The organism is Pseudomonas rhizosphaerae (genome assembly GCF_000761155.1).
GTDB lineage: Bacteria > Pseudomonadota > Gammaproteobacteria > Pseudomonadales > Pseudomonadaceae > Aquipseudomonas > Aquipseudomonas rhizosphaerae.
This window is the reverse complement of record NZ_CP009533.1, coordinates 1871012-1883139: the sequence shown is the minus strand read 5'-3', so window position 1 is coordinate 1883139 and position 12128 is coordinate 1871012. Positions and strand designations below refer to the sequence as shown.

At 62.9% G+C, this 12128-nt stretch carries 11 protein-coding genes; 3 read left to right on the top strand and 8 right to left on the bottom strand.

What is annotated here, in order from left to right; all coding sequences use genetic code 11:
- Positions 1 to 57: 57 nt before the first annotated feature.
- Positions 58 to 732: a hypothetical protein gene (locus LT40_RS08465; RefSeq protein ID WP_043188834.1), complete on the top strand. Its 675-nt coding sequence runs from the start codon at positions 58 to 60 to the stop codon at positions 730 to 732.
- Between the two features lie 118 nt (positions 733 to 850).
- The gene (locus LT40_RS08460) at positions 851 to 1063 is read left to right on the top strand and encodes a hypothetical protein (RefSeq protein ID WP_043188832.1); all 213 of its coding nucleotides are present in this window, start codon (positions 851 to 853) and stop codon (positions 1061 to 1063) included.
- Between the two features lie 49 nt (positions 1064 to 1112).
- Here the strand turns inward: LT40_RS08460 and LT40_RS08455 are convergent, their stop codons facing one another.
- Positions 1113 to 1865, bottom strand: coding sequence for a WecB/TagA/CpsF family glycosyltransferase (locus tag LT40_RS08455; RefSeq protein WP_043188830.1), 753 nt, complete (start codon positions 1863 to 1865; stop codon positions 1113 to 1115).
- Positions 1866 to 2142: 277 nt separating this feature from the next.
- Between LT40_RS08455 and LT40_RS08450 the strand changes: the two genes are divergently transcribed.
- Complete coding sequence (locus tag LT40_RS08450; RefSeq protein ID WP_237749295.1) at positions 2143 to 3090, top strand: glycoside hydrolase family 5 protein; 948 nt, start codon at positions 2143 to 2145, stop codon at positions 3088 to 3090.
- Here the strand turns inward: LT40_RS08450 and LT40_RS08445 are convergent.
- The 7 genes from LT40_RS08445 to LT40_RS08415 form a co-directional block, all read right to left on the bottom strand.
- Complete coding sequence (locus LT40_RS08445; RefSeq protein WP_052393343.1) at positions 3074 to 4357, bottom strand: hypothetical protein; 1284 nt, start codon at positions 4355 to 4357, stop codon at positions 3074 to 3076. The genes LT40_RS08450 and LT40_RS08445 overlap by 17 nt on opposite strands.
- Positions 4358 to 4385: 28 nt before the next feature.
- Positions 4386 to 5333, bottom strand: a complete 948-nt coding sequence (locus LT40_RS08440) for a glycosyltransferase family 2 protein (RefSeq protein ID WP_043188826.1) — start codon at positions 5331 to 5333, stop codon at positions 4386 to 4388.
- On the bottom strand, positions 5330 to 6688 hold the full coding sequence (locus tag LT40_RS08435) for a lipopolysaccharide biosynthesis protein (RefSeq protein ID WP_052393341.1): 1359 nt from the start codon (positions 6686 to 6688) through the stop codon (positions 5330 to 5332). The genes LT40_RS08440 and LT40_RS08435 overlap by 4 nt, the downstream gene beginning before the upstream one ends.
- 14 nt (positions 6689 to 6702) lie before the next feature.
- The gene (locus tag LT40_RS08430; RefSeq protein ID WP_043188823.1) at positions 6703 to 8097 is read right to left on the bottom strand and encodes an undecaprenyl-phosphate glucose phosphotransferase; all 1395 of its coding nucleotides are present in this window, start codon (positions 8095 to 8097) and stop codon (positions 6703 to 6705) included.
- Positions 8098 to 8211: 114 nt separating this feature from the next.
- Positions 8212 to 10437 (bottom strand): GumC family protein, encoded by a 2226-nt coding sequence (locus tag LT40_RS08425; RefSeq protein ID WP_043188819.1) that lies wholly within the window; start codon positions 10435 to 10437, stop codon positions 8212 to 8214.
- Position 10438: 1 nt separating this feature from the next.
- A complete protein-coding gene (locus LT40_RS08420) occupies positions 10439 to 10945 on the bottom strand; it encodes a polysaccharide biosynthesis/export family protein (protein WP_043188815.1) in 507 nt (168 codons plus the stop codon).
- A 26-nt stretch (positions 10946 to 10971) separates the two neighbouring features.
- Positions 10972 to 12126: an outer membrane beta-barrel protein gene (locus LT40_RS08415; protein WP_052393517.1), complete on the bottom strand. Its 1155-nt coding sequence runs from the start codon at positions 12124 to 12126 to the stop codon at positions 10972 to 10974.
- Positions 12127 to 12128 lie beyond the last annotated feature (2 nt).

Below are 12128 nucleotides of genomic sequence, written 5' to 3'. Positions count from 1 at the left end.
GCCACGCGCATTGGTCGGGTGTGTCAGCTAACCCAGAGAGAGTTCAAGAACCTTCCTATGAAAACTTTGAGCAACTGTGCCCGGCAGTTGAAACGCTACTACTACGCATTGCCCGCCCTGCTCCTGGCCGGCTCCTGCACCTTCCTCGCCTTCGAGATCAGCGACAGTCGTGCAGCGCCCGTCGATGGCACCCAGACCCTGGTGTTCCTGCGCCACGCCGAAAAACCCGCCGGCGGCCTCGGCCAGCTCAACTGCCAAGGCCTCAACCGCGCCCTGAACCTGGCCGAAGTGCTGCCGCAACGCTTCGGCAACGCCGATTTCGTGTTTGCCGCCGACCCGGGTCGGCACGTCGAGGAAGGCGAGAACGACGAATCCTACAGCTACCTGCGCCCGCTCATGACCATCAGCCCCAGCGCCATCAAGCTGGGCCTGCCGGTGAACATCGAGTACGGCGCCAATGACACCCAGGACCTGGCCAAGGAACTGATGCGCGACAAGTACCACAACGCGGTCATCTACACGGCCTGGTCGCACGGCTACCTGCCCGAACTGATCAACGAAGTGGCCGGCCGCGCCGTGGGTCAGGAGATGAACATCACCAACGACTGGGAATCCAACGATTTCGACTCGGTCTACGTGCTCACCCTGACCTGGCACGACGGCAAGGCCAGCCTGCTCTCGCGCAACGTCAAGCAGGGACTGGACAACGGCCACACCGCCTGCCCGGCCTAACGCCAGGCCTGGCTGGCCACACTGGCGCCAATCCAGACACCGAACGCAGCACCAAGCGTTGCAAGGGAGGCTCGGGTATACTGCCCCTCCCTTACAACGTGCTTGCCCCGGAGTCACCATGCCTGCCAATCAACACCCCGATGCCGAGCCGCTCGTCGAGGCCGCCCAAGTCGATGGCCAGGCGCCGATCCCGGCCTTCACCTTCCCCTTCAAGCCAGGTGCTTTCGCGGCCAAGGAAGCAGCCCGGTACCCCGGCGCGGGCAAGTCTAACCATGACAAGACCCCAGGCCGCGCGCCGAACGGTACCCGCCGCTCCATGGGCAAGCGCTGAGGCCAGCGCCCTGAAACGACAAAGCCACCCATAGGTGGCTTTGTCGTTTTCAGGGCTTGTCGCGCTGCTGCGAATACTGACGCTGCTGCGAGCGTTGCCGCAGGATGATCGGCAAAATACGCCGCCCGTCGTGCCAATAGCGCCCGGCCAGGCGGCGCGGCTCGCTGAGAATGCGGTGCAGCCATTCGAGCGAAAGCTTCTGCACCCACATCGGGGCACGCTGGACCTTGCCCGAAAGAAAGTTCAGCGCCGCACCCGTGCACAGGCCTACGCCATGGGCACGACCGCGGTCGGCGATCATCTTGCTGAGCAGTTCCTGACGCGGCGAACCGACCGACATGATCAACAGCTGAGCCCGGTGCTGCTCGACGAACTGCAAAGTGGCTTCCACCTCCGCCGGGTTGTCGATGAAGCCCATGGGCGGGTTGTAGTGCAGGAACGTCACCGCTGGGTAGCGCTGGGCCAGCACCTGCAGCACGTCGGTGGTCGAGCCGACGACCGTCACGGTCCAGCCTTCGCGCTGGGCTTCGTCCATCATCGACACGGTCAGGGTGCTGCCGGGGATGGCCTCGGGCACGCCGGCGTCGAACTTGCGCAGCACCGGCATCAATACCCGGCTGTCGCAGATCCGGTAGGCCGCAGTGTCGTAGGCGTTGCGGAATACCGAGTCGTTTTCAAGCAGCACAACGTGGTTGACGTTGGCGGTCACTACGTAACCAAAAGGCTTGTTCACTTCGCCCTTGATGGCGCGGATCAGGTCCCTTTGGTCACCTTTGTAGAAATCTATCCCAAAAACTTTCATCCAGGCCGTCCTATCAGTTCTAGAATGCGTTAATGCAGCGCCGTAGAAAGGCTGCGGGAGCTTGGACGATTCGGCTTATTCGTCTAAAGCGTGGTAATTGATTGTCTTCTATCCATAGGCTGAGCCCATGAACATCAAAAGGTTGTATTCACGTGCAGTGTCCGGGCGCGCAGTACCTTTCGTGCCGAAACTCCATGCCTCACGCCCTCGTCGCACACTGCTGAGTGCGGCGATGGCGTTGGTGCTGGGCTCTGGCGCCGCACTCGCGGATGTGCCGATGACGCAGGTCAACGTTTCGGGGGCTGAGTTCTCCGAGAATGCGTTTCCGGGCGTGGAAGGTACGCACTATTTCTTTCCGCGCGAAGGTTTCTTTGCCAACTGGAAGCGTCGGGGCGTTCAAAGCGTGCGCTTCCCGCTCAAGTGGGAGCGGCTGCAACCTACGCTGGGCGGAGCATTGGACCCGACTTACGCGAGATTGATCGACAAGATGCTGGTGCAGGCCGCTCAGGCCAACATGCAGGTGATCCTGGACGTGCACAACTACGGGCGCTACCGCGGCAAGATCATCGGTACCAAGGACGTCACCGTGGCTCACTACAAGAACCTCATGAGTCAGATGGCCCGCCGCTGGAGCCCCTACAGTGCACTGGCCGGCTACGACCTGATGAACGAGCCGCACGACGAGTCCGACGCCATCTGGCCGACTGCGGCGCAAGCCGGCATCGATGCCATACGGGCGATCGACAAGACCCGCCCGATCTACGTCGAGGGTCGTTCGTGGTCCAGTGCCGAGCGCTGGCCGCACTACAACGATGAGTTGCTCAAACTCAACGACCCATCGAACAAGCTGATCTTTTCCGCGCATATCTACATCGATCCCGACGGCAGTGGTAACTACAAGAATCGAATTTCCGGCAAATGGGATCCGGATATCGCTGTGAACCGCGTCAAGCCGTTCGTCGATTGGCTCAAGCGCAATGGCAAGAAGGGCCACATCGGCGAATTCGGCATCCCTGACAACGACCCGCGCTGGCTGGATGCGGCCGAGCGGTTGCACAAGTACCTGGCCATCCAGTGCATGCCGATCACCTACTGGTCGAGCGGCCCCTACTGGGGTGGCTACTTCATGGCGGTCGAGCCGATCAACGGCAAGGCCCGCCCTCAATGGTCGGTCATGGGCAGGTACCTGAAAGAGCCGAAGTGCAAGGCTATCGGCCCGACGTAACCGACAGGCCCGCTGGGCCGGCCGGTCGTTCCTGGGGACGATCGGCCGGTTGCGACGCCGGCACCCTCACCTGCCCGTAGTAGACGAATGCCGCAACCGCGAGCGCTGCAATGTTGCCGTCATACATCATGGCCGGCGACAGGAACAGGTTGATCAGGTTGAAACACATGTCCAGGATAAAGGCAGCGAGCAGGTCACCTTTGTTCCGGCACTGCCGACCGATTCGCCAGAATCCGACGAAGTACACCAAAATGATCAGCGGCATGATGAAGCCGTAGCGATACATCACGCCCAGCACACCCACGTCTGACAAGTAGAAATACGAGCTGTACAGGCGCGAGAAACCGCCCTGCCACTGCAGTGACAGTGCGCCCATCCCCACGTACCAGTTGGCTGCGGTGTCGCGCAGAATGATCGCCGTGGTATCGGCACGCACCCCACCCGGCTCGGTCGCTTCCTGCACCAGGGCCATCAGCCGCTCGTACTGTGCCTCGAACGGTGCCGGCATCACCATGTAGGCAATCCCGCCCACCACGATCATCGCCAGGCCCAGCTTGACCAGCACATGCAGGTGCGCGCGGAAGATCCACAGCGCAGCCAGGGTCCATACCAGCATGGTGTTACGGGTCTGCAGCACCAGCCACAAGTACGCCGCGAACAGGCCCAGCAGCAATACCGGCACCAACTCGATACGCCGGCGCAGGCGGTACATCAGCATCATTGCGCACAGCGACACGTAAGAGCCGCCGATGCTGAAGCGATCCGGACGCAACGGGTTCAGGCCGTAGTCCTTCTCATCGACGTTGAACGCCACGGCGGCGTTTTCCGGGACGATCTTGAAGTAGTAGAGGAAGCCGACCGCCACGCAGGCCAGGCCGCCCATCAGGAAATAGCGTTCCAGCTGTTCCTGGGTCGGTTGCGCCTTGAGCATCAAGTACAGCGCCGGGAAAAACAGCAAGTACAGGAAGTTGCGGCGCTCTTCGAGCAGGCCGTAGAACAGCGGCTGCTCGAAGTGATACCAGGAGAACAGTGCGGACATCACCGGCAGGGCCACGCCCATGAACAGGATCCACATACTGGCCCGTGACTGCCAAGGGCGTTGCCACATGGTCAGCAACAGCACCGCCGAGCCCACCACACCGGCCAGATACAGTTCACGCAGGTACGGCAGCCCCGCCAGCTTGTTGTCGGTCAGGAAGATAAAGCCGGAGTTGACCACCACCAGCAGGCACAGCAACGTGCGCGGATTGAACAAAGCCTGGAGCATGTCCGTTACCTCGTGGACGATAGATCACTCAGCGCCATTTGAACGCCAAGCCCTCGGTGATGCCCTTGATGCCGAACTTGATGTTCTTGGCACTGCTGCGGTTCTGCAGCACGGTGATCGCGCCTAGCGCAATGGCCGAGACGAAGGTGCACGCGGTCGAATGAAAGCGCTTGTTGTACATGATGGCGGCGCGGTTGCGGTAGAAATGGAACATGTGGCTGCGCCCTTTGGTGCTGCCGCTGTCGCCATGGCGAGCGAAGCTGTTCAGGGCGACGCGACCGTGCCAACCGACCGCCGCTGCGCGACGTTCCCAGTCCACTTCTTCGGAGTACATGAAGTAGCGATGGTCCATCATGCCGACTTCTTCGATGACCTCGCGCCGCACCATCAGGCTGGCACCCATCAGGTAGTCGGGCTCGGGCAGGCCGGCGGTAGCCAGCTGCGCACGGTCCAGGTTCTTGCCCATCAGCTTGGTCTTGCCTAGCCAGGGGAACAAGGTGCCGCCGCCTACGCACTGGACTACCTGGGGGCGGTCCGAGTACACCAGCACCGAGGCCGAGAAGCCGCACTTGGGCGACTGTTCCAGGGTGTCGCGCAAGGCTTCCAGGGCGCCGGCCTCGACGGTCACGTCGTTGTTGAGCAGCCAGATGTAGCGGTAGCCTGCGCGCACGGCGTAATCGATGCCGACGTTGTTGCCACCGGCGTAGCCGTGGTTGCCTTCGTTGACGATCAATACCCGCTCGTGCGGCGTGTCGTAGCTGCCGGCCGCGCGCTCGTCGATGACGTGAAGGTCCGGGCCGGTCGAGTCGCTGAGGAAGTGCTTCAGGCGCGAAACGCTGTCGTCCTTGGAATCGTTGTCGATCACCACGACCGGGACACGGCAATGCGCGTCCAGAGCACGAATGCAGTCAATGGTGGTATCGGCGCCATTCCAGTTGAGGATGATCGCGCACACATCGTTGTTGGATCGGGTCATGCTTGAGCCTCCTGTAGAGTGCCACTCTGGCGGTTCTGCCAGGCACGCGCCTTGAATACGACGATCGACATCATCGCCAGGTAGATGAAAATGTTTGCCGCCGCGATCGCCATCACCACAGCCAGGGCCGAGCCGCCCCACAGGGCGCCGATGGCCACTGCACCGAAGCGCAACGAGGTGGCGAAGACTTCGAAACCGAGGAAGTAGGCCTGCAGGCGCAACGCCGGGATAGCGACCTCGCACGGCATCGCTGCGAACCGTGCCAATTCGGCCAGGGCCAGCCAGCGCGCGTATTCGCCCGCTTCGTGCCACTGGGCACCGAAGGCCAGGGTGAACAGCCAGGGCCCGGCAATGACCAGGATCAGAAAGCCCGAGGCGCCGATCGCCGTCATCGCGCCCACGCCCTTGAGCAGCAGGCCGACGACCGCTTCACGCGCGTGTACGGCGGCGGCAATGCGCGGGTAGAAGACGCTGCCCATGGCTTTGCCGATGAAATTGCTGGGCATGGCCAGCACTTGCAGGCAGAGGGCGAAATAGCCTGCCGGTATGGCACCGAACAGCGACGCCAGCACCAGGGTAGGCATGTGCACAGACAGTGCGTTGATCAATACCTGCGGGGCACGGAAAAGGGGGAAGTCACGGTATTCGCTGGCCAGTTGGCGCAGAGTCTTGCGTGGTGCCTCGTCGGTGTCGCTCGCCTCGGCCGGAGCCGGTTTGCTCATGGCCATGCCGATCAGAATCAACAGGCTGTGCACCACGTAGTACAGCGCGCTGGTGACCACCAGCATGGTTGCGCTGTTGTTGAACAGGCCACCGACGCTGCGCATGCCGTTGTAGACCAGCGCGTGGCTGGTGGCCGCACGAGCGGTCAGGCGATAGCGGCCATGCCGATACAGCCACTGCTGCAGTACTTCGAGCACCGCCGAGCTGAACATTACCAGCGGCAGCAGCATCAGGTACGGGGTGAGCAATGCCAGGTTCCAGCGTTCGGCCAGCATCGGCCCCCACCACAACAGCACGCCGGCCACCAGGATGGACACCAGCAAGGCAACCAGGGTCGCCAGCTTGGCCAGGCCACTGGCATCGCGATGGGTTCGGGGCAGGACGATGGCCATCGACCAGGTCAGGCTGCAGGCCGGGATCAGGATGATCGTCAGGCTGAGGAAGGTACCCACCACCCCGAACGCTTCGGGGCCGTAGATACGCATGATCACCGGGATCAGCGCCAGGTTGATCAGCTGCGCGCCGGCCGAGCCGCCGAGCGCTGTCGCCAGGTTACGCACCATGCGGTTCTGGCGCAGCTGCTGGATCAGGCCAGGGGCCGGTGTCGGCCCCTGGCTCAAGTCGTGTTCCATCCCAGCCTCCGGGCTCAATAGATGTTCCGTGAGAACAGGGTAAACGGGGTCTTGATCAGGATCTTGATGTCTAGCCACAGCGACCAGTGGTTGATGTAGGCCAGGTCACGTTCCAGACGTCCCTGCATCTTGTCCAGGGTGTCGGTTTCGCCACGGAAGCCGCTGACCTGGGCCAGGCCGGTGATGCCCGGCTTGATGCGGTGACGCGCCATGTAGGCCATCAGCTTGTCGCAGTAGTAATGGTTGTGGGCGATGGCGTGTGGACGCGGACCGACCAGGGCCATTTCGCCACGCAGAACGTTGATCAGCTGTGGCAGCTCGTCCAGGGACGAGCGACGCAGGAATGCACCCACGCGGGTCACGCGCGAATCGTTGCGGGTGGCCTGCTTGACTTCCTGATCGTCGTGCATGCGCATCGAACGGAATTTGTAGACGTGAATCACCGTGCCGTTGCAACCGTCGCGACCCTGGCGGAAGAACACCGGGCCTGGCGAGGACAGCTTCACCGCCACCGCACAGCTGATCAGCACCGGTGCCAAGGCCACGATTGCCAGCAGCGCCAGGCTGCGGTCGATCAGGTCCTTGGCCATGGCCGCCGCCGGGTGCGAACTCAGCGGGGTTTCGTTGAGGTAGATGGCCGGGAATTGTTCGATCTGCGAGATCGACTGGTTGAGCAGCATCATGCTGCCGAAATCAGGTACCCAGACCACGTCCACCGCCAGGTCGAGCAGGTCGACGTAGATGGATTCGATCTGCACCATGCGGTCCAGCGGCAGGGCGATGTACACCCGGCGCACCTGCTCGCGCTGAACGATGTCGCGCAGCTCGTCGAAGCCACCCAGGTGGGGCACGCCAGGCACCGGCACCCAGTCGGCATCGACTTCGGCGTCGGGCGCGATCACGCCCAGTACCGGCACGCGCGGCTTGAGCTGGCGGGCCAGCTTGCCGGCCAGTTCACCGGCACCGATGATCACGGCCTTGCGTTCGTTCTTCAGCCGCTGGTTGTGGCGGTTGAGCAAGAAGCGCAAAGGGATGAACGTCGCGGCCTGGGCCAGGAAGCCGTAGGCGATCAACTTGACGGCCATGCCGGGCGCCAGGGTCTGCGGGCTGCCACTGAGCCAGATGACCACGGCCAGGGCGGCGACCAGGGTCAGCCAGCCGCCGAGCAGGCGCAGCAGGCCCAAGAGGTAGTTCAAACGCTTGTGGTAGACGTGCAGGAAGCTGTAGACGGGAACCGAGGCAAGCACCCCGATCATCATCAGCACCCGGTACTGGGGTGGGAACGCGTCGAAATGGGCGTACAGCACACTGAAGGTCAGCGCGCATGCCAAAGCGGCACCCGCGAGCCACATGGTCCAGAACGTCAGGCCCCGGCGGTTTACCATCGGGTGCAAGCGAGGCGCAATCATAGAAGTATCCTCTGCAGACAAGTGCGGCGTGGATTGGCATTTTCCGTAACGCGGCCAGCCGTGCGCACTGCTCGCCCCGAAGGGTGAGCGGCGCGGCTGCAAGGTCGGAAAGGTTTATTGGGCCGGGGCTGCCGGCAGGTAGTCGTAGTAATGGTCGCGACGCTGGCCGGGCTCGGGGCGCGAGACCTGGTTGAGGACCACACCGGTGATCGGCGCGCCGGTCTGCAACAGCTGACCGATGCTCTTGCGTACCAGTGGCATGCTGGTGACTTCGGACTTGATCACGTAGATCACCGAATCCGCCATGCCGCACAGCAGCGCCGCATCGCTCACCGACTGGCTGGCCGGGGTGTCGAGAATCACACGGTCGTAGCGGTGGCGTGCCCACTCCAGGAAGGTCTGCATGCGCGTGCTGGCCAGCAGTTCCTGTGGGTTGTAGGGCATTTCACCGGCGCAGATCACGTCCAGGCTACCGATGCTCTGCAGGCAGTCATCGACGCCCGCCTTGCCCGCCAGCAACTCGGCCAGGCCGATGTGGTGAGCGTCCAGGCCCAGGTTGGTGGCCACTTTCGGACGGCGCAGGTCGGCTTCCACCAACAGCACGCGTTCGACGCGGGCCATGGCACCGGCCAGGTTGATCGCCAGGGTGGTCTTGCCTTCGCCCGGAGTGGTCGAGGTCAGCACCAGGGTCTTGCGGCGTACATCGTCGTCGTTGAGCATCACGCCGGTACGCAGGGTCCGTACGGCTTCGGCGAATGCCGCGTCGTCGTTGCGCTCGAACTGGCGATGGATGCGCGAGCGGTTGCGGCGCTTGAGCAGCGGCACCACGCTCAGTACCGGCAGTTGCAAGGCACGCTCGACGTCGGCGCTGTTCTTGAAGCTGTTGTTCAGGGCTTCACGCAACAGGGCTATGGCACAACCGGCAATCAGCGACAGCAGCGCGGCCAGAATCACCAGGATGGCCTTGCGCGGCGTGGTCGGGAACAGCGGCGCGATGGCTGGGTCGACTACGCGGGCATTGCCCGAGACCAGGTCGGCGGTGGCCATGGTTTCGCGCAGCTTGGTCATGAAGGTGTTGTACACATCACGGTTACTGTCGACGTCGCGTTGCAGTTCACGCAGGGCGAACTCCTTGCGGGAGATGTCCTGGATTTCCTGCTTGTTGCTGTTGAACGAGGAACGCAGCGAGTTCTCGTTGTCCTGGGCCAACTGATAGTTGTGCTGCAGACCGGCGACCACTTGGCCGACCTGGCTGCGCAGGCTGGCCTGGGCAGCTTGCAGCTCGGAGCGGGCAGCGACCATTTGCGGGTGCTTGTCGCCGTAGCGCTGGCTGTACTCGTCGACACGTGCCTGGGCAGTGGCGGCGACGGCCTGGAACTGCTGGATCACCGGGTTGTTGATCACCGCAGGTACGCTGGACAGGTCCAGATTGCCGCCGCGAGCCAACAGGCCCTGTACTTGACGGTACTGGCTCTGGGCATCGGCGCGTTCGCGGCGGGCATCGACCAGACGGTCGCTGGTGCGGGCCAGCTCGTTGGCGGTGATGGTTGCCACGCCGCCTACATCGACCAGGCCTTGGCCGTCGCGGTAGGCTTGCAGCTTGCTTTCAGCTTGCTGCAGTTGGGTACGCAGTTCCACCATGCGGGTGTTCATCCAGCGGCTGGCGGTCAGCGATTCCTGCTGCTGCGAGTTCTGGCGGCTGGCCAGGTAGCCCTGGGCCAAGGCGTTTGCAGTGGCGGCGCCGGTTTCAGCATCGGCCATGGTCACGCCGATGCTGACCAGATGGCTCTTGCCGACGACCGTCACGCTGGTGCGCTGACGCAGTTCCATCACAGCGCTGTTGAATGCCTGCTGTTCGGTGTAGTTAAGCTCCTGGTGCCAGCTCTGCGGGAACCAGTCGGCATGCCAGTTGGACAGCTGCGCCTTGATCTTGGACAGGCGCGACTGCTTCTGCCGTGGATCCAGCTCTTCGTGGTGCGACAGGTCGAGTTCACGCACGGCGCGCTCGGCCACTTCGCGGCTCTGGATCAGGCCCATCTGGGTCTGCAAGTAGTCGCTGTTCGGGTCGGGGCGGTCCGGCGTCTGCTGGAACGTGATGACCTGGTTACCGCTGGGCTCGATCACCAGGGTGGTGACGGAGCGATAGGTTGGCGTCATGTTCAGGGCGTAGATCACGGCGGCAGCCGTGCCCACCGCGAAGACACCGAGAATCATGGCGCGGCGACGCCACAGCGTGCGCCACAGTTTGCGCGAGTCCAACGCGTCGCGGTCTTCCAACGCGGGCGCGGCCTGCCACGGGGCAACGCCGCCCTGGCTGTTTCTTACGGCTATCTGGCTCATGTCAGAAGAACCCCTGATCGATGGTGATGGTGTCGCCCGGTTCTACCGGTGTTGCCAACTGGGCCGCTTTGGCGCTGCCGCCGCGATTGATGTTGATGCGGTTGACCGAAGCACGCTCGGTCAGGCCGCCAGCCAGGGCGATGGCTCGGTCCATGGTCAGGCCCGGCTTGTACGGATACCCGCCTGGCGCCTTGACTTCACCGCCAATATAGAAAGGACGGTATTCGACCACGCTCACGGACACTTTCGGATCTTTGAGGTAGTCGCCGCTCAGGCCCTTGGTAATGACGCGCTCGATCTCGTCGGTGGTCTTGCCCAGTGCTTTCACGGCGCCCAGGAAGGGGTACGAGAACGTGCCGGAGTCGTTGAGATGGACTTCTTCGTTGGTCAGGTCGGGTTCACCCAGTACGGAAACCCGGATGACATCGCCCGAAGCGAGCTTGTAGGCATCGGCCTGGGCTCCCAGGCTGAACAGTGCCAGTACGACAATCAATGCATGCTTGAACATGGTGGCTTCTCCCCTTTGGGTCAGGTTCACAGGGACAGCTTGAGGCTGAGCAGGTAGATGTTGCGAACGTAGTCTTCGCTGTCCACGTTCGAGTTGTTGTCCACGCGGTTGTAGCCCAGGGAAACCTCGGCCCAACGGCTGGCGGTGTAGATCACCTCGGCGCCGGCGGCGTTCTGGGTGTCGTCGCGACCGCCCGTGCCCAGGTACTCACGCTGTGCGTGGCGGTAGTTGACGTCGGTGGCGAAGAACGACGACCAGCTGTGGCGCCAGCCCAGACGGCTGCTGGTCACGTGCACGGTGTTGGCCCCGTCGTCACCTTCGTCGAAGGCGCGGCGCATGTTCACCGAGATGGTGGAATAGGTGCGTGGCTTGTAGTCCATGCCCACTTCCCAAGTGCCGCTGCCGTAGTCGTTGCTCTGCGAGCTTTCGAAATCCTTGCGCTCGTAACCTGCGCGGGCGGTACCGCTGAGCTTGGCGGTGACGTCGCGGTCGATACCGAACAGCACGCGGTTGCCCTTGCTGTTGCGGCGGTCGAAGTCCAGGTAGTCGTAGTCGACGTGGTCCAGCTGGACCAGGGCGCGGGTGCTGCCGCCCAGACGATGGAACCAGGTACCGCTGACGCTGGTGGCGTCGTATTCCTTGTCGTCGTTGATGCCGTTGGCATTGCGATAGCGCTGCTGACGGTAGCCGCCACCCAGTTCGATCTGGTTCATGGCGCTGAGCGCGCCGAAGGTGTACTTCAAGCGACCACCCTGGCGGGTGTACTTGTCGTTTTCACGCTCGTCGGCGGAGTCGACGGTCTCTTCGCCGCGCTTGTAATCGAGCGAGGCGTCCAGGCGGTTGCGCGAATCGAATGCCCAGATGCCGTTCAGCTCGGCATCATGGTCGATGTGGCTGGCGTCGGCGTGGTCCAGGTAGGTCTGGCTGTCGGCCGAATACCGAAATTTGTAACCGGTGTTACGGGTTTCGCGGGTAAACAACAGGGTCGGCTTGACCGAGGTGATCCACGCTGCGTCCTCATTGCGATCCACTGCACGAAAGTTGTCGTCGTAGCGTTCGCTTATCTCCAGTGTCGGAGTGAAGTTCACGGGACCAAGCTCGACCTTTGCCGGTTCCAACGCCCAAGCGCTCAAGGGCCAAGGCGCCAGCGCCAGGCATGCCATCCACTGTTGTTTATTCATAT

What these genes read in the sequence shown, in the direction of transcription:
- LT40_RS08465 (WP_043188834.1), top strand. Translation starts at nt 58, where the DNA reads ATGAAAACTTTGAGCAACTGTGCCCGGCAGTTGAAACGCTACTACTAC.
- LT40_RS08460 (WP_043188832.1), top strand. Translation starts at nt 851, where the DNA reads ATGCCTGCCAATCAACACCCCGATGCCGAGCCGCTCGTCGAGGCCGCC.
- LT40_RS08455 (WP_043188830.1), bottom strand. Translation starts at nt 1,865, where the DNA reads ATGAAAGTTTTTGGGATAGATTTCTACAAAGGTGACCAAAGGGACCTG.
- LT40_RS08450 (WP_237749295.1), top strand. Translation starts at nt 2,143, where the DNA reads ATGACGCAGGTCAACGTTTCGGGGGCTGAGTTCTCCGAGAATGCGTTT.
- LT40_RS08445 (WP_052393343.1), bottom strand. Translation starts at nt 4,357, where the DNA reads ATGCTCCAGGCTTTGTTCAATCCGCGCACGTTGCTGTGCCTGCTGGTG.
- LT40_RS08440 (WP_043188826.1), bottom strand. Translation starts at nt 5,333, where the DNA reads ATGACCCGATCCAACAACGATGTGTGCGCGATCATCCTCAACTGGAAT.
- LT40_RS08435 (WP_052393341.1), bottom strand. Translation starts at nt 6,688, where the DNA reads ATGGAACACGACTTGAGCCAGGGGCCGACACCGGCCCCTGGCCTGATC.
- LT40_RS08430 (WP_043188823.1), bottom strand. Translation starts at nt 8,097, where the DNA reads ATGATTGCGCCTCGCTTGCACCCGATGGTAAACCGCCGGGGCCTGACG.
- LT40_RS08425 (WP_043188819.1), bottom strand. Translation starts at nt 10,437, where the DNA reads ATGAGCCAGATAGCCGTAAGAAACAGCCAGGGCGGCGTTGCCCCGTGG.
- LT40_RS08420 (WP_043188815.1), bottom strand. Translation starts at nt 10,945, where the DNA reads ATGTTCAAGCATGCATTGATTGTCGTACTGGCACTGTTCAGCCTGGGA.
- LT40_RS08415 (WP_052393517.1), bottom strand. Translation starts at nt 12,126, where the DNA reads ATGAATAAACAACAGTGGATGGCATGCCTGGCGCTGGCGCCTTGGCCC.